18 protein-coding genes are annotated in these 20,538 nt (G+C 71.4%); 15 read left to right on the forward strand and 3 right to left on the reverse strand.

The genetic code is table 11. The annotated features are described in order from the left end of the window. Positions 1-106: 106 nt before the first annotated feature. Positions 107-649: a hypothetical protein gene (locus tag ACLZN2_RS08370; protein ID WP_416977729.1), complete on the reverse strand. Its 543-nt coding sequence runs from the start codon at positions 647-649 to the stop codon at positions 107-109. 427 nt (positions 650-1,076) lie between these two features. Here ACLZN2_RS08370 and fmt point away from each other — a divergent pair, with 427 nt between their 5' ends. From fmt to ACLZN2_RS08390, 4 genes are all read left to right on the forward strand, one after another. Then, positions 1,077-2,009 carry a methionyl-tRNA formyltransferase gene (fmt, locus tag ACLZN2_RS08375; protein ID WP_416977730.1) on the forward strand — a complete coding sequence of 311 codons (933 nt, stop codon included), beginning with the start codon at positions 1,077-1,079 and terminating at the stop codon, positions 2,007-2,009. Between the two features lie 75 nt (positions 2,010-2,084). Further along, a complete protein-coding gene (locus ACLZN2_RS08380) occupies positions 2,085-3,503 on the forward strand; it encodes an RsmB/NOP family class I SAM-dependent RNA methyltransferase (protein WP_416977731.1) in 1,419 nt (472 codons plus the stop codon). A gap of 250 nt (positions 3,504-3,753) precedes the next feature. Next, positions 3,754-4,869, forward strand: coding sequence for a DUF3500 domain-containing protein (locus tag ACLZN2_RS08385; RefSeq protein ID WP_416977732.1), 1,116 nt, complete (start codon positions 3,754-3,756; stop codon positions 4,867-4,869). Next, positions 4,869-6,305, forward strand: coding sequence for a HupE/UreJ family protein (locus ACLZN2_RS08390; RefSeq protein ID WP_416977733.1), 1,437 nt, complete (start codon positions 4,869-4,871; stop codon positions 6,303-6,305). Before ACLZN2_RS08385 ends, ACLZN2_RS08390 begins: the two co-directional genes overlap by 1 nt. On the opposite strand, the gene ACLZN2_RS08395 is transcribed toward ACLZN2_RS08390, so the two are convergent. Next, on the reverse strand, positions 6,187-8,322 hold the full coding sequence (locus ACLZN2_RS08395) for an MMPL family transporter (protein WP_416977734.1): 2,136 nt from the start codon (positions 8,320-8,322) through the stop codon (positions 6,187-6,189). The genes ACLZN2_RS08390 and ACLZN2_RS08395 overlap by 119 nt on opposite strands. A 152-nt stretch (positions 8,323-8,474) precedes the next feature. Here ACLZN2_RS08395 and rpe point away from each other — a divergent pair, with 152 nt between their 5' ends. The 5 genes from rpe to ACLZN2_RS08420 all read left to right on the forward strand — a co-directional run bounded on the left by rpe (position 8,475) and on the right by ACLZN2_RS08420 (position 12,872). Continuing rightward, complete coding sequence (gene rpe, locus ACLZN2_RS08400; RefSeq protein ID WP_416977735.1) at positions 8,475-9,161, forward strand: ribulose-phosphate 3-epimerase; 687 nt, start codon at positions 8,475-8,477, stop codon at positions 9,159-9,161. 191 nt (positions 9,162-9,352) lie between these two features. Next, a complete protein-coding gene (locus ACLZN2_RS08405) occupies positions 9,353-10,396 on the forward strand; it encodes a sugar-binding transcriptional regulator (RefSeq protein ID WP_359001038.1) in 1,044 nt (347 codons plus the stop codon). Between the two features lie 74 nt (positions 10,397-10,470). Then, positions 10,471-10,776, forward strand: a complete 306-nt coding sequence (locus tag ACLZN2_RS08410; RefSeq protein WP_416977736.1) for a barstar family protein — start codon at positions 10,471-10,473, stop codon at positions 10,774-10,776. Between the two features lie 130 nt (positions 10,777-10,906). Then, complete coding sequence (locus tag ACLZN2_RS08415) at positions 10,907-12,346, forward strand: GuaB1 family IMP dehydrogenase-related protein (protein WP_416977809.1); 1,440 nt, start codon at positions 10,907-10,909, stop codon at positions 12,344-12,346. Positions 12,347-12,419: 73 nt separating this feature from the next. After that, the gene (locus ACLZN2_RS08420; protein ID WP_276111955.1) at positions 12,420-12,872 is read left to right on the forward strand and encodes an Lrp/AsnC family transcriptional regulator; all 453 of its coding nucleotides are present in this window, start codon (positions 12,420-12,422) and stop codon (positions 12,870-12,872) included. 56 nt (positions 12,873-12,928) lie between these two features. On the opposite strand, the gene ACLZN2_RS08425 is transcribed toward ACLZN2_RS08420, so the two are convergent. Next, positions 12,929-13,669, reverse strand: a complete 741-nt coding sequence (locus tag ACLZN2_RS08425) for a GntR family transcriptional regulator (protein ID WP_416977737.1) — start codon at positions 13,667-13,669, stop codon at positions 12,929-12,931. A gap of 220 nt (positions 13,670-13,889) precedes the next feature. Here ACLZN2_RS08425 and ACLZN2_RS08430 point away from each other — a divergent pair, with 220 nt between their 5' ends. From ACLZN2_RS08430 to ACLZN2_RS08455, 6 genes are read left to right on the forward strand one after another with little or no spacing between them, the layout of a single operon-like run. After that, the gene (locus ACLZN2_RS08430) at positions 13,890-15,035 is read left to right on the forward strand and encodes an ABC transporter substrate-binding protein (protein ID WP_416977738.1); all 1,146 of its coding nucleotides are present in this window, start codon (positions 13,890-13,892) and stop codon (positions 15,033-15,035) included. Beyond that, on the forward strand, positions 15,032-15,928 hold the full coding sequence (locus ACLZN2_RS08435) for an ABC transporter permease (protein WP_416977739.1): 897 nt from the start codon (positions 15,032-15,034) through the stop codon (positions 15,926-15,928). The genes ACLZN2_RS08430 and ACLZN2_RS08435 overlap by 4 nt, the downstream gene beginning before the upstream one ends. Further along, on the forward strand, positions 15,916-16,728 hold the full coding sequence (locus tag ACLZN2_RS08440) for an ABC transporter permease (protein ID WP_416977740.1): 813 nt from the start codon (positions 15,916-15,918) through the stop codon (positions 16,726-16,728). Before ACLZN2_RS08435 ends, ACLZN2_RS08440 begins: the two co-directional genes overlap by 13 nt. Positions 16,729-16,731: 3 nt before the next feature. Beyond that, the gene (locus ACLZN2_RS08445; protein ID WP_416977741.1) at positions 16,732-17,805 is read left to right on the forward strand and encodes an ABC transporter ATP-binding protein; all 1,074 of its coding nucleotides are present in this window, start codon (positions 16,732-16,734) and stop codon (positions 17,803-17,805) included. 44 nt (positions 17,806-17,849) lie between these two features. Next, positions 17,850-19,316, forward strand: coding sequence for an HAD-IA family hydrolase (locus ACLZN2_RS08450; protein WP_416977742.1), 1,467 nt, complete (start codon positions 17,850-17,852; stop codon positions 19,314-19,316). A gap of 55 nt (positions 19,317-19,371) precedes the next feature. Continuing rightward, positions 19,372-20,514, forward strand: coding sequence for an MFS transporter (locus ACLZN2_RS08455; RefSeq protein ID WP_416977810.1), 1,143 nt, complete (start codon positions 19,372-19,374; stop codon positions 20,512-20,514). Positions 20,515-20,538: the final 24 nt, after the last annotated feature.

A 20,538-nucleotide genomic window follows, 5' to 3' on the forward strand; every position in this document is an offset into this window, starting at 1 on the left:
CGGCTGCCCTCTCGGGAGGGGGCCGAGAGGGCAGGGGCGGTGAGGGTGGAGAGGTAGGTAGGTGGGTGCGGTGCGTGCGGTGCGTGCGGTGGGTGCGGTGGGTGCCTCAGCCGTTGCGTGGGCCGGGGAAGGCGGTCGGTCTCGCCTCGTCGCGCAGTGCCGGGCTGCCGGCCGTCGGCTGGGTCGGCATGGAGCGGGCGGCGGGGACGGTCGGGACCGCCGGCAGGCCCGTGTTCACGCTGACCGTTCGGGTGCCCGTGGGGTCCGCTGTTCGTTCCGTGTCGGCGGGCGCCTGGGCGGTGGCCCTGCGGGAGCCGTAACGGCGGTGCACCGCCTGCTTGGTGACTCCCAGCGCGGAGCCCACCGCGTCCCAGGAGAAGCCGAGCGAGCGGTCGAAGTCCACCGCCGCGGTGACCAGGGTCTCGACACTGTCCCGGAGTTCCTGGGCGAGGCGGACCGTCGGGGCGGGGGCGCGTCCGTAGACGACGAAGCCCGTGGAGGGGCCGGAGCGGCGGGGGCGGTAGACGTTGCCCAGTTGGGCGGTGAGGGTGCGCAGCGCGTCCACCTGCCGGCGGACCCGCTCGATGTCCCGCACCAGCAAGTGCAGGCTGGCCCGGGCCTGGGCGTCGTGGGTTGCATGGTCGGCCATGAACAAGCCTCTCGAACCGGCGTTGGGGAGAAGGTCAACTCTTTCTTGACCAACGCGGGTTCGCTCCGCTGGTCACGGGGTGGGGGCGTATGGGCATATGCGGGCGCTCCCGGCTTTGGCCTGCGCCCCCTTTCTCTCCCACCCGCGCACCGCCCGTTTCCAGTTGGATGAAGGGTGGGCGTCGCCCGTGGGGCTCAGCGCCGTCGGCGGCTTCACCATCGTGCTCACAGCGCCGTCGGCGGCTTCGCCCTCGTGCTCACAGCGCCGTCGGCGGCTTCACCCTCGTGCTCACAGCGCCGTCGGTGGCTTCGCCATCGTGCTCGGTGCCGTCGGTGGCTTCGTCACCGTGGTCTGACCGGGGCCTTGGGGCGTGGTCATAGACTTGTGCGTTGGCCGTCGTTCGTTTCTTCGAGAGGCACGTCCCTTCATGAAGCTTGTCTTCGCCGGTACCCCTGAGGTCGCCGTTCCCGCTCTGGACGCTCTGATCGCCTCCGGGCGGCACGAGGTGGCGGCCGTGGTGACGCGGCCCGACGCGCAGGCGGGGCGGGGGCGCAGGATGGTCGCGTCTCCGGTCGCGCAGCGGGCCGAGGAGGCGGGCATCGAGGTGCTGAAGCCCGCGCGGCCCCGGGATCCGGAGTTCCTGGAGCGACTGCGGGAGATCGCGCCGGACTGCTGCCCCGTCGTCGCCTACGGGGCCCTGCTGCCCAAGGTGGCGCTCGATGTTCCGGTTCACGGCTGGGTCAACCTGCACTTCTCGCTGCTGCCCGCCTGGCGTGGGGCCGCGCCCGTGCAACACGCGGTCATGGCGGGGGACGAGATCACGGGGGCTTCCACCTTCCTCATCGAGGAGGGGCTCGACTCCGGGCCCGTCTACGGGACCGTCACCGAGGAGGTGCGGACCACCGACACCAGCGGTGATCTGCTGACGCGGCTCGCCTTCGCCGGCGCCGGGCTGCTCGCCGCCACCATGGACGGGATCGAGGACGGCAGCCTGAAGGCCGTGCCGCAGCCCGCCGAGGGGATCACTCTCGCGCCGAAGATCACCGTTGAGGACGCGCTCGTCGACTGGGCCGCCCCCGCGCTGCGGGTGGACCGTGTCGTGCGGGGCTGCACGCCCGCCCCCGGCGCCTGGACCACCTTCCGGGGCGAGCGGCTCAAGCTCATCCAGGTGCGGCCGGTTCCCGGTCGGGACGACCTCGCGCCCGGTGCGCTGGCCGTCGGCAAGAACAGCGTCCACGTGGGAACGGGGTCGTACGCCGTCGAGCTGCTGTGGGTGCAGGCCCAGGGCAAGAAGCCGATGCGGGCCGCCGACTGGGCGCGCGGTGTGCGTATCGCCGAGGGCGAGCGGGTCGGGTCGTAACGCTCCCGCACCGGTCCGGCGCGCACGTCGTACGCTGGACGCGACTTCCATCCTGCAATCCGGAGCACCTTTTTCGTGAGCGACCAGCCCCGCCGTCCCCGCAAGCCCGCCCGGCCCTACCGCCGGCCCCAGAAGGACCCCGTCCGCATGCTCGCCTTCGAGGCGCTGCGGGCTGTCGACGAGCGGGACGCCTACGCCAACCTGGTGCTGCCGCCCCTGCTGCGCAAGGCGCGTGAGAGCGGCGACTTCGACCTGCGGGACGCGGCGCTCGCCACCGAGCTGGTGTACGGCACACTGCGACGGCAGGGGACGTACGACGCCGTCATCTCCGCCTGTGTGGACCGGCCGCTCCGGGACGTCGATCCGCCCGTGCTCGATGTGCTCAGCCTCGGTGCGCACCAGCTGCTCGGGACGCGGATCCCGACGCACGCCGCGGTGTCCTCCGCGGTCGAGCTGGCGAGGGTCGTGCTCGGCGACGGGCGGGCCAAGTTCGTCAACGCCGTACTGCGGAAGATCGCCCAGCACGATCTCGACGGATGGCTCGAGCAGGTCGCCCCGCCGTACGACGACGATCCCGAGGACCACCTCGCCGTCGTGCACTCCCACCCGCGCTGGATCGTCTCCGCGCTGTGGGACTCGCTCGGCGGCGGGCGGGCCGGGATCGAGGACCTGCTCGAAGCCGACAACGAGCGGCCCGAGGTGACCCTGGTCGCCCGGCCCGGGCGGGCCACGGCCGAGGAACTGCTCCGGGAGGAGGCCGCCGTACCGGGGCGCTGGTCGCCGTACGCCGTGCGGCTCACCGAGGGCGGGGAGCCCGGGGCCGTCGACGCCGTACGGGAGGGGCGTGCGGGTGTGCAGGACGAGGGGAGCCAGCTCGTCGCGCTCGCCCTCGCGGGCGCGCCGGTGGAGGGGCGGGACGAGAAGTGGCTCGACGGGTGTGCCGGGCCCGGCGGCAAGGCCGCGCTGCTCGCCGCCCTCGCCGCCGAGCGTGGGGCCACCCTCCTCGCCTCCGAGAAGCAGCCGCACCGGGCGGGCCTGGTGACCAAGGCGCTGCACGGCAATCCCGGGCCGTACCAGGTCATCGCCGCCGACGGGACCCGGCCGCCGTGGCGGCCCGGCTCCTTCGACCGGGTGCTGATGGACGTGCCGTGCACGGGCCTCGGCGCCCTGCGGCGGCGGCCCGAGGCCCGCTGGCGGCGTCGGCCCGAGGACCTCGAAGGGTTCGCGCCCCTGCAGCGCAGGCTGCTGCGGACCGCGCTGGAGTCCGTGCGGGTCGGGGGTGTCGTCGGGTACGCCACCTGCTCACCGCATCTCGCGGAGACGCGGGCGGTCGTCGCCGACGTGCTCAAGCAGTTCCCGCAGGCCGACCTCTTCGACGCGCGGCCCCTGCTGCCGGGCGTACCGGCGCTGGGCGAGGGGCCCGACGTGCAGCTGTGGCCTCATGTGCACGGCACTGACGCCATGTACCTGGCACTCATCCGTCGGACCGGCTGACCGGCGCGGACCGGTGCATGACGGCCCGTCATATCCCAAGCCGGGCAAGTGAGTTGAAGTCGGGAACCTTAAGCTGATGGCCTCCGGGCACAGGATCGCATAGGTAAACCCGACTGTTTCTTGATGTCCGCCACAGTGCCGACTGGTTGCCTTTATCTCACCAAAACAACGGCGCGGAATTCCTGAGGTTCATATACCTGAGAAGGGATTTCCGGAATTCCGTGCAGCCTCTTTGGAAGGGATCGAAAAGGTGCCAGAGAACAAGACTCACCGCAGGTCGAAGAATCGGTTGAAGAAGGCCGGTGCAGCCTTCGCCGCGGGAACGGCCCTGCTCTTCGGGGCGGTGTACGTCAATGCCAACGCCGCCTCCGTCCAGCGCAGCACCTCCAGCGGAGAGTCGGCGACCACGACCGCCTCGTCCACCGCCGTCTCGGACGTGGTCGACGCGGCCGACGCGTTCCTCGCCACCCTGGACGACGACCAGCAGGCGGAGGTGCTCCTCGACTTCACCGAGGCGAACGCCACCGCCTGGTCCAACCTCCCGTGCGGTTCCACCTGCCGGGTCGGCATCGAGCTGAGCACGCTCAGCGACGAGCAGCTCACCGCGGCCAAGGCGGTGATCGAGGCGGCGACGGGCACGGGCAGCGGCACCGGGTACGACCAGGTCTCCCAGATCCTCGCGGCCGACGACGTCCTCGGCGAGACCGCCAGCGGCTACGGCAGCGGCAACTACTACCTGGCCTTCCTCGGCACCCCGGGCACGAGCGGCACCTGGCAGCTGCACTTCGGCGGTCACCACCTCGCGGTGAACCTCACCTACAAGGACGGCGAGGTCGAGGGCACCACCCCGTTCTTCATCGGGGTGGAGCCGACCAGCTGGACCGACGACGACGGCACCTCGTACGCACCCCTGGCCGGGATGTACGACGGGATGAAGGCCATGGTCGACAGTCTGAGCGACGACGAGCTGGCGGAGGCGGAGCTCTCCGAGTCGTACACCGACGTGCTGCTCGGCCCGGACGAGGACGGTGACTTCCCGGAGACCAAGGAAGGCCTCGCGGTCGGCGAACTCACCGACGACCAGCAGGATCTGGTCCTCGCCGCCATGGAGCCCTGGGTCGACGTGGCGGACGACACGACCGCCGCCTCCGTGCTGAGCACCTACGAGTCGGAACTCGACGAGACCTACATCTCGTACTCCGGCAGCACCGACCTGGACGCCCAGGGCGACTACGTCCGCATCGACGGGCCGGGCGTGTGGATCGAGTTCGTCTGCCAGGACGGGGTGATCTACCAGAACCAGATCCACTACCACACCGTCTACCGGGACCACACCACCGACTACGGCGGAGAGTTCTCGTTCTGATGGACCGTCTGCCGATCTCACTGTCACATGCGCTGCGCAGGGTGGCCGGGGTCGTGCTGGCGGTGACGGCGGCGCTGCTTCTGGCAGCGCCGCCCGCTGCCGCGCATCCCATGCCCCACTCGGTGGTGCTGCTCGACGTGCACGAGGCGTCCGTGGCCGCCCAACTGGAGCTGCCGGTCGGCGACTTCTCCCGGGCCAGCGGAATCGCCCTGGACGACTCCACCACGGTGAAGCAGCTGTCGGCTCGGAGTGCCGCGATCCGCCGCTATCTGGCCGCGCATCTGCGTCCCACGACCCGCCAGGGCACGGCATGGACCGTCACCCTCGGCGCCCTGACCCTCGGCCGGGCGGAGCAGACCTCCACCGGCACCTACCGCGAGCTGACGGTACGGGCCACACTCACGCCGCCGGCCGGTGGGGACCCGCGCCGGTTCGTTTTTGACTACGACGCCATCGTCCACCAGGTCGTCACCCACACGGTCATGGTCTCCGTACGGCAGGACTGGGCAGCCGGCCGAGTAGCCGAGGAAGGTCGGAACCCCGCCACCGAGGTCGGCGTCATCCGCACCGACACACGGACCATGAGTGTCGACCCCCTCACCGTCGACCTGGCGGGCGCAGGCGTGTGGAGCGGGACCTACGCCATGTTCCGGCTCGGCACCCACCACATTCTCGAAGGCACCGATCATCTGCTTTTCCTGCTCATTCTTCTGCTGCCCGCTCCCCTTCAGGCGGCCGGAAAGCGCTGGCGCGGATCGACGAGTAACCGGACCGCGATCGGCCGAATAGGAAGAACAACCCTCGCATTCACCGTCGGGCATTCCGCCGCGCTCGCCCTGAGTGCTTTCGGCCGCCTCGACATTCCGGCTCGGCCGGTCGAGGTATTCATCGCCTTCAGTATTCTCGTCGGTGCCGTCCACGCCGTTCGCCCGATTTTCCCGGGGCGCGAAGCCGTCGTCGCCGGCGTCTTCGGGCTCGGACACGGCCTGGCCTTTTCACTGACCCTCGCCGAGATGAACCTGTCCACCGGCCAACTGGCTCTCAGCCTCGCCGGATTCAACCTCGGCATCGAATGCGTGCAGTTGCTTCTCGTTCTGCTCGCCCTGCCGAGCCTGATCTGTCTCACCCGGCTGCGCAGGCACTCCGTCCTGCGGGGCGTGTGCGCCGTGCTCACCGCAGGCGCGGCCCTCGGCTGGCTGCTGGACCGGCTCGGCCTGCCCAACGCCGTCGCCCGCGCCGCGGACAGCGCCGGGACGCACACGTCCCAACTCCTCCTCGTCCTCGTCGCCACGGCTCTGCCGGCCACCCTCTGGACGCTCAGCCGCCGGATCGGGTGGCAGGCGCCCGTTCGCTCTCGGGCAGGGGCCGGCCGTCCTCCCGGGCCAGCCGGTGCGGCCACCACACCTTCGGGCCCACGTCCAGGAACAGCGCCGTGACCAGCACCGACCGTACGACGAAGGTGTCGATGAGGACGCCGAGGGCGACCGCGAAGCCGATCTCGGCGAAGGCGACCATGGGGAGCGTGCCCAGGGCGGCGAACGTGCCGGCCAGCACCAGGCCCGCGGAGGTGATGACCGAGCCCGTCGCGGCGAGGCCCGTCACCACGCCCGTGCGGGTGCCCTGACGGATCGCCTCCTCGCGGATACGGGTGGTCAGGAAGATGTTGTAGTCGATGCCGAGGGCCACCAGGAACACGAAGACGAACAGCGGGAAGTCCGTCGACTCGCCCGCGTAGTCGAACACGTGCCGGAACGCCAGCGCGCTGATGCCCAGGGCCGCCGCGAAGGACAGGATCACGGTCCCGACCAGCAGCAGCGGGGCGATCAGGGCGCGCAGCAGACCGCACAGGATCAGCAGGACCACGCCCAGGACCAGCGGGATGATCAGGATGTTGTCGTGCGTGGTCGCCCTGTCCATGTCGAGCAGGGCGGCCGTTCCGCCGCCCACCTGCGCGTCGGCGTCGGGCACCGCGTGCACCGCGTCCCGGACCCGGTCCACCGTCTGCTTGGCGGCCTCGCTGTCGGACGGGGCGGTCATCGTCGCCTCGAACAGCACCTTGCCGTCGTTGAGGGGCTTCGTACCCGGTGGGAGCCCGAGGGACGTCGGTACGACGCCGTCCGTGGCGGCCACCGCCTCGCCCACCTGACGGGCCTGGGCCTGGTTGGAGATGATCACCAGCGGGTCGCCGCTGCCCGCCGGGAAGTACTGCTCGGACACCTCCTGGCCGGTGATGGAGTCCGGTTTGCCGGTGAAGGCGTCCGCGTTGCTGATGCCCTCCGCGCGCAACTGGATCAGGCCCAGCGAGCACACCCCCAGCACCAACGCGGTCACGATCCAGATCATGCGCGGGCGGCCGGCGATGCCCCGGCCCGTGCGGGCCCAGAACCCGCGCTCGGTCGGATCGGCGGAGCCGAAGTGCGGGATCGCCGGCCAGAAGATCCAGCGGCCGCAGATCACCAGCAGGGCCGGGAACAGGGTCATCATCGCGAGCAGCGCGACCGCCACGCCGATGGCCGCCACCGGACCGAGACCGGCGGTGGAGTTCATCTCCGCGGCCATCAGGACCAGCATGCTCAGCACCACCGTGGCACCCGAGGCCAGCACCGCCGGGCCCGCCCGGTGCAGGGCGAGGGCCATCGCCTCGTGGCGGTCCTCGTGTCTGCGCAGCTCCTCCCGGTAACGGGCCACGAGCAGCAGGGCGTAGTCCGTCCCCGCGCCGAAGACGAGGACCGTGAGAATGCCGGCGCTCTGACCGTTCACGGTCAGCCCCGCGTACTCGGCCAGGAAATAGATCAGCGCCTGCGCCGTGAACAGCGCCGCCACCACACCGATCAGCGGAACCAGCAGCAGGGTCGGACTGCGATAGGTGATCAGGAGCATGACGATGACGACACCCATCGCCGACAGCAGCAGCGTCGAGTCGATGCCCTCGAAGGCCTTGGCGAAGTCCGCGGAGGTGCCTCCGGGGCCGGTGATGTGCACGGCCAGCCCGTCCCCGCCCTTGCCGACGACGTCACGGATCGAGTCGACCGCCGGGGCGATCCGGTCCCAGCCCTTCTCGTCCATCGTGATCGGCACGTAGATCTGCGCGGCGCGCGGATCCACCTGACGGTCGTAGACCGGCCCGCGCGTCTCGGCCCCCCGGATGCCGTGGTCCGTGAGCTGCCTGAGCTGCACCGCGTCCGCGGTGATCTGCGCCCGGTCCTGTGCCGTCAGCCCGTCGTCCCGGGCGTACACCACGACCGCCGGAATCTGCTCCGGCCGGAACCCCTTCGAGATCTCCAGCACCTGAGTCGACTCCGCCGACCCCGGCAACCAGGACGCCGCGTCATTGTCCTGGGCCCCGGTGAGCTTGGACGCGAACGGTGCCATCAGAAACAGCACGAGGACCCAGAACACCAGCACCAGCCACTTGGCCCGCCGCCCGCAGACAAGATGCGCGGTGCGCTTCATACCGACCCCAGCCGGCCAGGGGCGCGGGGCCCTGACATTTGCGGCTCCGCCGCGCGGGCGCGACAAGCCACAAACGACCCGCACCCGAAGGACGACCCCCGCCACAAGGGACCGGCGTTCCAGCACAGCGCAGCGCATGGCAGGCTTGGTGCATGGCCGCGCAGATCAACCCCAGCATTCTGTCCGCCGACTTCGCCCGCCTCGCGGACGAGGCGAAGGCGGTCGAAGGAGCCGACTGGCTCCACGTCGACGTCATGGACAACCATTTCGTCCCGAACCTCACGCTCGGTGTGCCGGTCGTAGAGTCCTTGGCCCGTGCGACGGACACTCCGCTGGACTGCCATCTGATGATCGAGGCCCCCGATCGCTGGGCCCCGCAGTACGTCGAGGCGGGTGCCTCGTCCGTCACCTTCCACGTCGAGGCGGCCGCCGCGCCGGTGCGACTCGCCCGCGAGATCCGCGCGAAGGGCGCCCGTGCCTCCATGGCGCTCAAGCCCGCGACGCCCATCGAGCCGTACGAGGACCTGCTGCCCGAACTCGACATGCTGCTGATCATGACGGTCGAGCCGGGCTTCGGGGGCCAGGCGTTCCTCGACATCATGCTCCCGAAGATCCGCCGTACCCGCGAGTTGATCAGCAAGCACGGCCTCGAACTGTGGCTCCAGGTCGACGGCGGCGTCTCGGCATCGACGATCGAGCGGTGCGCGGAGGCCGGGGCGGACGTGTTCGTCGCCGGATCCGCGGTGTACGGCGCCGAGGACCCCGCCGAGGCGGTCCGCGCCCTGCGTGCCCAGGCGGAGGCGGAGACCGCGAGAGCGAGCTGGGCCTGCACCCACTGACCATTGCCCTTGAACCGTGGTCCTTGAACCGTGGCCCTTGAACCCATGGCCCTCTGAACAGCGGGCTGACACCATACGTAGCCCACTGAATACGCAGCCCATGCGGACACTGGGCCACAGGTACGTGAACGGCTCTCATCAGGGCTGATCAAGTGCGCCGGATCTGCAAGGATGAACGGCGTATCCAGAGTGTGAACAGCAGTGAGGAGATCGCCGTGTCGGGTATGTCGGCGGGCCGGTCAGCCATGCGGATGGGACCCGCAGAGCTGGTGCAGGCGGCGGCCATGGCCCGCCGCTTCTACCTCGAGGGCAAGTCCAAGATCCAGATCGCGGAGGAGTTCGGCGTCAGCCGCTTCAAGGTGGCCCGGGTCCTGGAGACCGCCCTCGAACGTGATCTCGTACGGATCGAGATCCGCGTGCCGGCCGAACTGGACGCCGAGCGCTCCGACGCGCTCCGCGCCCGGTACGGCCTCAGACACGCCGTGGTCGTCGAGTCCCCGGCCGAGGCCGAGGACTCGCCCGACCCCGAGAACCTGGGAGAGGTGGCCGCCGACCTGCTCGGCGAACTCGTGAACGAGGGGGACGTCCTGGGCCTGGCCTGGGGCCGCTCCACCATCCACATGGCGGCGGCCCTGGACCGGTTGCCGCCCTGCACGGTGGTGCAGCTGACGGGCGTGTACGACGCGGGCACCGCCGAGCGCGGCTCCGTCGAGGCCGTCCGCCGCGCCGCCCAGGTGTCCGGCGGCGACGCGCACCCCATCTACGCGCCGATGCTGCTGCCGGACGCGGCCACCGCGGCGGCGCTGCGCAACCAGACCGGGATCGCCCGGGCCTTCGAGTACTTCGACAAGGTCACGGTCGCCTGTGTCTCGATCGGCTCCTGGGAGCCCGGCATCTCGACGGTGCACGACATGCTCAGCGACGAGGAGCGGGCCCACTACGCCTCGCTCGGTGTCGCCGCCGAGATGTCCGCGCACCTCTTCGACGCCGAGGGCCGCCGGGTCGGACGGGACCTGGGGGAGCGGTGCATCACGGTCAAGGCCGACCAGCTCCGCCGTGTCCCCGAGGTCGTCGCGATCGCGGGCGGGCAGCGCAAGGCGGCCGCGATCGACGCGGTGCTGCGCTCCGGGCTCGTCACCAGCCTGGTCACGGACACCTCCGCGGCCGACTATCTGATGACGGCGGGCCCGACCCCGAAGCCTGCGCTCAACCGGGCGGACCCGGACGGTATCTGAGGGAAGATCAGAAGGGGGCGGTCGTCAGGGCCGCCCCTTTCCGAGAACCACGACTTGCTCAGGACGGTGCCTGGATGACGGAGCACGTGCTCACGCTGGACCTCGACGGGGTCATGGACAAGGCTGCCCTGATGGACCGCTGCGTACGGGACCTCGAACTGCCCGACTGGTTCGGCCGCAACTGGGACGCCCTCGCCGACAGCCTCACCGATCTGCCGGACGGGCCCGAGTCGGGGCCGGTGCTGGTCGTCGTACGGAACTGGCAGGCGTACGCGAAGGCGCGACCGGAGGAGTGGGAGATCGCGCAGGAGGTGTTCTCCTCGGCGGTGAACCATGTGCCGGCGCTCTCCGTGGTGCTCGCTCTCGGAGGATCCTCCTAACCGCCTCTGAGCTGCTTGGACGTTCTGTCCGGGCACCGCGTCACGGTCGTCATGGGACAATGAAGTACGTGCTCTTCCCCCTGGCTGACCTGTCAGGGGGTCACCTCTGAACGACTGGGATGTGCAGCACGTGCGTTTCCTCAACGACATCCAGCCCGCGTACGACCTCACCTACGACGACGTCTTCATGGTGCCGAGCCGCAGCGCGGTCGGGTCGCGGCAGGGGGTGGACCTCACCTCCCCGGACGGCACGGGCACCACGATCCCGCTGGTCGTCGCCAACATGACGGCCGTCGCCGGACGCCGGATGGCCGAGACGATGGCCCGGCGCGGCGGACTCGTCGTGATCCCGCAGGACATCCCGATCGACGTCGTCACCGATGTCGTCACCTGGGTCAAGAGCCGCCATCTGGTCCTGGACACGCCGATCGTGCTCGCCCCGCACCAGACCGTCGCGGACGCCCTCGCCCTGCTGCCCAAGCGCGCGCACAACGCGGGCGTCGTCGTCGACGGGGACGGTCGGCCGGTCGGTGTCGTCACCGACCAGGACCTCAGCGGCGTGGACCGCTTCACCCAGCTCGAGGTCGTCATGTCCCGCGACCTGCTGCTGCTCGACGCCGACATCGACCCCCGCGAGGCCTTCAACACCCTCGACGCGGCCAACCGGCGCTACGCGCCCGCCGTGGACAAGGACGGCCGTCTCGCCGGCATCCTGACCCGCAAGGGCGCCCTGCGCGCCACGCTGTACACGCCCGCCGTCGACGCGCGGGGCAAGCTGCGCATCGCCGCCGCCGTCGGGATCAACGGCGATGTCGCGGGCAAGGCCAAGCAGCTGCTCGACGCGGGCGTCGACACGCTCGTCATCGACACCGCGCACGGCCACCAGGAGTCGATGATCAGCGCGATCCGCACCGTGCGCGCTCTCGACCCGCACGTGCCGGTCGCGGCCGGCAACATCGTCTCCGCCGAGGGCGTCAAGGACCTGATCGAGGCGGGCGCGGACATCGTCAAGGTCGGTGTCGGCCCCGGCGCGATGTGCACCACCCGCATGATGACCGGCGTGGGGCGGCCGCAGTTCTCGGCGGTGCTGGAGTGCGCGGCCGAGGCGAGGAAGTACGGCAAGCACGTGTGGGCCGACGGCGGGGTCCGCCACCCGCGTGACGTCGCGATGGCGCTGGCCGCCGGTGCGTCCAACGTGATGATCGGTTCCTGGTTCGCGGGGACGTACGAGTCGCCGGGAGACCTTCAGCACGACGCGGACGGGCGGCCGTACAAGGAGTCCTTCGGGATGGCCTCGGCGCGTGCGGTGCGCAACCGTACGTCCGAGGAGTCGGCCTACGACCGGGCGCGCAAGGGGCTGTTCCAGGAGGGCATCTCCACGTCCCGGATGTTCCTCGACCCGGCCCGGCCGGGGGTGGAGGATCTGGTCGACTCGATCATCGCGGGTGTCCGTTCCTCCTGCACGTATGCCGGGGCGGGCTCTCTCGAGGAGTTCGCGGAGAAAGCCGTCGTGGGCATTCAGAGCGCGGCTGGTTATGCCGAGGGGAAGCCCCTGCACGCCAGCTGGTAAGTTCCCCGCGCCCCCGAGAAACGCCGCTCCCGACTCGCCCCACCCGCACCAGCTGAGAAGTGAACAACGCACCGTGCTGAACGATCTCGACGAACGTATCGTGCACGCCCTCGCCGAGGACGCCCGCCGTTCCTACGCGGACATCGGGCAACTGGTCGGTCTGTCCGCGCCCGCCGTGAAGCGGCGCGTGGACCGGCTGCGGGCCACCGGCGCCATCACCGGCTTCACCGTACGGGTGGATCCGGCGGCCCTCGGCTGGGAGACCGAGGGGTTCGTCGAGATCTACTGCCGGCGCAACACCTCCCCGGAGACCATCCAGCGGGGCCTGGAGCGCTACCAGGAGGTCGTCGCCGCCTCCACCGTCACCGGGGAGGCCGACGCGGTCGCCCAGGTCTTCGCGGCCGACATGCGCCACTTCGAGCGGGTCCTGGAGCGGATCGCGGGGGAGCCCTTCGTGGAACGGACGAAGTCCGTGCTGGTGCTGTCGCCCCTACTGCGCCGCTTCTCGTCGGGCTCGCCCACCTGACCTGTTCCGCCCACCTGACCTGCTCCGCCCGGCTGCGGATCGTCGACCGTCGTCCCTCAGTCGGCCGTCTTGCGCGCCAGCGCGTTGTTGCCGATCGAGTTGTGCACGCTGAAGCTCACCGCGTCCGAGCGGTAGCGGTCGTCGGACCACTCCACGGGGCGGCCCTCGTGGGTCGTGGTGACCCGGCGGACCCGCAGCAGGGGGCTGGTGCGGCGGACGCCGAGGAGCTCCGCGTCCTGGGCGCCCGCCGCCACCGCGTCGATGACGTGCTCGCCGTAGGCGAAGACCAGTCCGGTGTCGTCCAGCAGACGCTGGGTCACCGAGGGGCAGTCCGGCTCGATCGACTCGACGGCGGCGGAGATCCAGTCGGCGTACACCGTCCGCTCCAGCAGGACCGGTTCACCGTCCAGGCCGCGCACCCGCAGGACGTGCAACACCGGGGTACCGAGGGGGAGTTGCAGACGGACGGCGTCCTCGTGCGTGGCCGGCTGGTACTGCTGCGCCACCACCTGCCCGGTCGCCTCGCGGCCCATCGCCCGCGCCCACTGGGCGAAGCTGCGCAGCTCCGCGAAGCTCTGGCTGCGGCGGCTGGCCAGCACCACTCGCCGGGCGCCCTGGCGGGAGCCGATGAGTCCCTCGGCGGTCAGCGCCGCCACGGCCTGGCGGACCGTCCCGCGCGAGACTCCGTAGCGGGCCGCGAGGTCGGTCTCGGCGGGCAGCCGGGCGCCCACCGTGTACTCCTCGCGGTCGATCGCCCGACGCAGCTCGTGGGCGATCTCCTCGTGTCGGGCCGCCATGCTTCCCCTTTGCTCTCTGCTGCTGTGCACAGCGTGACCAGCCTAGTCGACATCGAAACGTGATGAACGGCAGCCCGGAGTGTGCGCGAAATCAGGGATCAGGGTTTCGCCGGAGTTTACCGAGGGGACATCAGCGGCGTGGTTACTGAGGCCAACTTGTTCAGACAAGTTAGCCCCGTCTCCTGATCTCCCGCACCCTCGCGCGTCCCCTGGAGAAGCCGTGACCGTGTCCCTGCCGAGAACAGCCGCCCTCGGTGTCATCGCCGCCCTCGCTCTGAGCGCCTGTGGCGCCGCCCCCGACGACTCCACGACCACCGCCGACGGCAAGAACGCCGCCACCGCCACCTCCGCCGCCGACTTCGGGGGCCTCGACGCCCTGGTGAAGGCCGCGAAGAAGGAGGGCAAGCTCAACGCCATCGCCCTGCCCCGCGACTGGGCCAACTACGGCGCCCTGATCGACGGCTTCGAGAAGAAGTACGGCATCAAGATCTCCGTAGAGAACCCGGACGGCTCCAGCCAGGACGAGATCAACGCCGTGACCTCCCGCAAGGGCCAGGACCGCGCGCCGGACGTCCTCGACCTCGGCAGCTCCTTCGCCCTCAGCGCCGCCCAGCAGGGCCTGCTCGCGCCGTACAAGGTCGCCTCGTACGCCGACATCCCCGAGGGCCAGAAGGACGCGCAGGCCCGCTGGTACAACGACTACGGCGGTTACATCTCCATCGGCTGCGACGCGGGGCGCGTCAAGACCTGTCCCACCACCTTCGCCGACCTGCTCAAGCCGCAGTACAAGGGCCAGGTCGCCCTCAACGGCAACCCCACCAAGTCCGGTTCGGCGTTCGGTGGCGTCTACGCGGCCGCCCTCGCGAACGGCGGCTCCTTCGACGACATCCAGCCCGGCCTCGACTTCTTCGCCAAGCTGAAGAAGAACGGCAACTACACGCCCGTCGAGTCCACCCCGGCCACCGTCGAGAAGGGCGAGACCCCGATCAGCATCGACTGGGACTACCTCAACGCCGGGTACGCCGACGAATTCAAGTCCAAGGGCGTCGACTGGAAGGTCGCCGTCCCGACGGACGGCCAGTTCTCCCAGTTCTACTCCCAGGCCGTCAACAAGGACGCCCCGCACCCGGCGGCCGCCCGTCTGTGGCAGGAGTACCTCTACAGCGCCGAGGGCCAGAACCTGTGGCTCAAGGGCTACGCCCGCCCGGTCCTGATGACCGCCCTGGAGAAGGCCGGCACCCTCGACACGACGGCCGCCGCCAAGCTGCCCGAGGTCTCCGGCACGCCCGCCTTCCCGACCGAGGACCAGCAGAGCAAGGCCAAGACGGTGCTCGGACAGGGCTGGGCGAAGGCCGTCTCCGGATGACGGCCACCGCCGTACGGGTCGACTCGGCGCCCGCCGCTGCGGTGAAGCGGCGGCGCCGGTCGCTCGGCTGGCTCGCGGTCGTCCCGCTGCTCGCCTTCACCGCGCTCGCCTTCGGGCTGCCCGCCCTTGCCATGCTCGACGGCGCCTTCACCGCCAAGGACCCGGCAAGCGGCGCCACCTCGTACACCACCGGCAATCTGACGGCCTCGCTGCAGGGGGCGTATCTGACCGCCCTGCTCGGCAGCGTGAAGCTGTCGGCCGTGTCGGCGGCCCTCGGCACGCTGCTCGGACTGCCGCTCGCCCAGGCCGTCGTCACCTCCCGCTTCCGCGCCCTGCGCGAGGCGGTGCTCACCGCGTCCGGGGTCCTCGCCAACTTCGGCGGCGTCCCGCTCGCCTTCGCCTTCGTCGCCACCCTCGGCAACGCGGGCGTGCTCACCCGGCACCTGGGCCTCACCGACAAGGGCTGGGACCTCTACAGCTTCTGGGGCCTGGTGATCGTCTACCTGTACTTCCTGATCCCGCTGATGGTCCTCACCATCACCCCGGCCCTGGAGGGCCTGCGCACCCAGTGGCGCGAGGCCGCCCAGAACAACGGCGCGACGCCCGTGCAGTACTGGCTCCACGTGGCCCTGCCGGTGCTGCTGCCCTCGCTGCTCGGCGGGTTCGTGCTGCTGTTCGGCAGCGCCTTCGCCGCGTACGCCACCGCCGCCGCCATGGTCGGCAGCTCCATCCCGCTGGTCACCCTGCAGATCGCCGACGCCATCTCCGGCAACGTCCTGGTCGGTCAGGAGAACGTGGCGCTCGCCCTCAGCCTCGACATGGTCCTGGTCGCCGGCCTGGTCATGGCCGTGTACCTTCCCCTGCAACGGAGGAGCGCGCGATGGCTCGCCTGACCCTGTGGCGGTGGGGCGTCCTCGGCCTCGCCGGACTGTACTTCCTGGTCCCGCTCGCCGCGTCCGTCGTCTTCACCGTCGACGTGCCCGGCCAGGGCCTCACCTTCGACGCCTACACCCGGATCTTCTCCACCGAGGGCTTCACCTCCAGCCTGCTGCTCTCGCTGGAACTGGCTGCCGCCACCATCGCCCTCGTCCTGCTGCTGATGGTGCCCGCCATGGTCGCGCTGCGGCTCGGCGCGCCCCGGCTGCGGCCCGTCGTCGAGGTGGTGTGCTCGCTGCCGCTGGTCGTGCCGCCGATCGCGTTCGTCGCCGGCATCGGGACCGTGCTCAAGTGGGGACCGGACCATCTCTCCCGCACCCCGCTGTTCCAGACCTTCGTCGCGATCCAGAACCCCGACTTCCCCGTAGTGCTCGTCCTCGCGTACGTCGTGATGGCGCTGCCGTTCGTGTACCGGGCCCTGGACGCCGGTCTGCGCGCCGTCGACGTCCGCACCCTCGTCGAGGCCGCCCGCAGCTGCGGCGCCGGCTGGCCGCAGGCACTGATCCAGGCGGTCCTGCCCAATCTGCGCGGGGCCCTGCTCAACGCCTCGTTCCTCACCCTGGCCCTGGTGCTCGGCGAGTTCACCGTGGCCCAGCTGCTGGGCTTTACGCCCTTCGCCGTGTGGATCGTGAACGTCAGCGGGTCGCAGGCCCAGCTGTCCGTCGCCGTGTCCGTGCTGAGCCTGCTCGTGACATGGGTCCTGCTCCTCGCGCTCGCCGGTGCCGGCGGGCGTACCCGAACCGCATCCCGGGGATGAACCATGACCGTGACCGCGCCCGACAAGACGGCGACCAAGGCAGCCACCGTGGAATTCCGGGGCCTGCGCAGGGAGTTCGGGTCCACCGTCGCTCTGGACGGACTCGACCTGACCGTCCGCCCCGGTGAACTCCTCGCCCTCCTCGGCCCCTCCGGCTGCGGCAAGACCACCGCGCTGCGCATGCTCGCCGGGTTCGAACACCCCGACTCCGGCGAGGTGCTGATCGACGGCGAGGACGTCACAAGGGTCCCGGCGCACCGCCGCGACGCCGGGATGGTCTTCCAGTCGTACAGCCTCTTCCCGCATCTCGACGCGCTCGACAACGTGGCCTTCGGGCTGCGGATGCGCAAGGTCCGCACCACCGAACGGCGGGCGCGCGCCGCCGAGTTGCTGGAGCTGGTCGGTCTTGCCGACAAGGGCGGACAGTTCCCGCACCAGCTCTCCGGCGGCCAGCAGCAGCGCGTCGCCCTGGCCCGCGCCCTCGCCCTGCGCCCGCGCGTGCTGCTCCTCGACGAGCCGCTGTCCGCGCTCGACGCCAAGGTGCGGCTGAGCCTGCGCGAGGAGATCCGGCGGCTCCAGCAGGACCTCGGCATCACCACCCTGTTCGTCACCCACGACCAGGAGGAGGCTCTGTCCATGGCGGACCGGGTCGCCGTGATGCACGCCGGACGCCTCGAACAGTGCGCGCAGCCCGCCGAGCTGTACGGCCGGCCCGCCACCGCCTTCGTCGCCGAGTTCGTCGGCACGATGAGCCGGGTACCCGGGCGGCTCACCGACGGTGGCGTCGAGGTGCTGGGGCAGCGGCTGCCCGTCGACGGACCCGTTCCGTCGGCCTCCGAGGTCGATGTGCTGGTGCGGCCCGAGGCGGTCGGCGTGCGCGCCGTCGGCGACGGGGACGCGCGCGTGGTCGCCACGTCCTTCCTGGGCGCCGCCGTCCGCGTCACCGTCCGGCTCGCCGACGGCACCGAGGTGAAGGCCGACCTGCCCGCGCACGAGGCCGGCGGCCTCGGCGCCGGGACCGCCGTCACCGTGACGCTGCCCGATCGGCCGGTCCTGGTGGCCGAACGCATGCCCTGACACACCTCTCGATTCGCAACGATTCCCCCAGAAAGAGAGAGACCGTGACTCGACTCCCGCTCCAGGCCGTCCTGTTCGACATGGACGGCACGCTCGTCGACACCGAGCGGCTGTGGTGGGAGGCGGTGGAACAGGTGGCCGGCCGGGCCCTGACCGAGGCGGACCAGCCGGAGGTGCTCGGCCGGCCGGTGGAGCACACCGCCGGCTGGCTGGCCACGACCACGGGCCGGTCGGCCGCGGACCTCGCCGACACCCTCCACCGGGAGTTCGAGGGCCGGGTGCGCACCGGCATCGTGCCCCGCCCCGGCGCCCTCGCCCTGCTCGACGCCCTGGCCCGCGACGGCATCCCCACGGCCCTGGTCACAGCGTCCCCCCGGGCCGTCGCCGACACCGTCCTCGAAGCGCTCGGCGCAGACCGCTTCGCGATCTCCGTCACCGCAGACGACACCGAGCGCACCAAACCCGACCCCGACCCCTACCTCGCCGCCTGCCGCGCCCTGGGCGTCCACCCCTCGGCCTGCGTGGCCGTCGAGGACACCGGGACCGGTGTCGCCTCCGCCGAGGCCGCGGGCTGCGCCGTCCTCGCGGTGCCCTCGCTCGCGCCGATCGGCCCCGCCCCCGGCCGGACCGTGCTGACCAGCCTGGAGGGCGTGACCCCCGAGCGGCTGCGCGCGCTCACGGGGTCCCGGCTGCGCGTCATGACCTGGAACCTCTGGTGCGGCGGCACCAAGGTCCACGACCACCGGGCCAAGCAGCTCAAGGTCATCACCGAGACCGGGGTGGACGTGGTCGGGCTGCAGGAGACGTACGGCACTGCCGCCGAGGAGCTCGCCGAGGCGCTCGGCTGGCACCACCACCGGGCCGGGGAGAACCTCGGCGTGATCAGCCGCCACCCGGTCACCGCCGTCCTCGGCGACCCGGACGTGGGCTTCTACGGGGCGGCCGGGGTCAGGCTCGACGTCGCCGGCACCGAGGTCGACGTCTGGACGGTCCATCTCGACTACACGCCGTACGGCCCCTACGAGGCGGCCTTCGACGGGCTCGCGGCGGACGACCTGATCGCGCACGAGGAGGTGCGGCTCGCCCAGCTGCGGGACGCCCTGCGCCGCCTCGACCCCGACAGGCCCGTCGTGCTCGTCGGTGACTTCAACAGCCCCTCCCACCTGGACCGGCCGGACGTGGAGTGGCCGGTGACCCGGGCGGCCGAGCGGGCGGGCCTCGCCGACTCCTACCGCGAGGCCCACCCCGACCCCGTACGGGAACCCGGACACACCTGGTCCCCGGTGCACGCCGAGCACGAGGACGGCAGCGGCCGCCCCGAACCCCAGGACCGGATCGACTTCGTGCTCCACCGGGGCCTCAGCGTGCTGGACTCCCGGACGTACGTCACGGGCAGCCCCCGGCCCTGGCCGGACGTCGAGGACAACGACTGGCCCTCCGACCACGCGGCCGTCGTCACCACCTTCGCCGTCCCCTCGAATCCGCTGGGCAGCGTGCCGGACGGTGTCTAACATCGGGGGCATGACCTGGCGACATTGATCCACGACCGGCCCCGGCACCCGTCGACTGACCGCCACGCTGTACGCGTACGCGTTCCTCGACGAATTCGTGCTGCTCTACCCGGTGTACGCGCTGCTGTTCGCGGACACCGGGCTGTCCGTCGGACAGATCTCCTCCCTCTTCGTCCTGTGGTCGCTGACCGGCGTCCTGCTGGAGGTGCCCTCCGGCGCCTGGGCCGACGCCGTCTCCCGACGTCTGCCGCTGTGCCTGGGCCCGCTGCTGGGCGGCGCCGGCTTCGCCCTGTGGGTGTGCTTCCCGTCGTACGGGGCCTTCGCCGCCGGTTTCGTCCTGTGGGGCGTCCGTGGCGCGCTGGGCTCCGGCGCGCTGGAGGCGCTGGTCTACGAGGAGCTGGAGCGGCTCGGCGCCGCGGACCGGTACGCGCGCGTGATGGGCCGCTCCCATGCGGCGGGCCAGGTGGCCGTGATGGCGGCCATGGGCCTGGCCGGCCCGGTGTTCGCGGTGGGCGGATACCCGGCGGTCGGCGCGGCGAGCGTACTGGCCTGTGTGCTGTGCGCCGCGACGGCGACCCGTTTCCCCGAGCACCGGACGTCCCCGGAACACGGCGGGGGCGGCGGCTGGGCCGCGACCCTGCGGGCCGGCCTCGCCGACGCCCACCGTGACCGCTCGGTACGCGGTGCCCTGCTGCTCGTCCCGGCCGTGGCGGCGGTATGGGGCGCCCTCGACGAGTACACGTCCCTGCTGGTGCGGGACACCGGAGTGACCGAGGCGGCCGTCCCGTACTGGCTGATGCTGATCTGGGCCGGCGTCACGGCCGGCAGCCTGCTGTCCGGCCTGGCCGAACGGCTGGGCCCGACCGGACTCGCCGCCCTGCTCACCGGCTCCGCGCTCGCCCTGGGCGTCGGCGCGCTCACCCGTGCCCCCGCCGGCATCGGCCTCGTCGCCCTCGCCTTCGGCGGCTTCCAGCTGGCGACCGTCGTCGCCGACGCCCGCCTCCAGCGGCGCATCGAGGGCACTGGCCGGGCCACCCTCACCTCGGTCGCGAGCCTCGGCACCGAGGTCCTGACCATCGGCGTCTACGGCGCGTACGGCGCCCTGGGCTCGGCCCTTCCGCACGGCACGGTGTTCGCGCTGTGCGCGGTGCCGTACCTGGTCACGGCGGTGGGGGTGGCGTGGGGGAGGCGGAGGTGAGGCTGGGGTGAGGGTGCGCAACGA

Origin of the sequence: Streptomyces sp. T028, from assembly GCF_048159505.1 — a bacterium.
Taxonomy (GTDB): Bacteria; Actinomycetota; Actinomycetes; order Streptomycetales; family Streptomycetaceae; genus Streptomyces.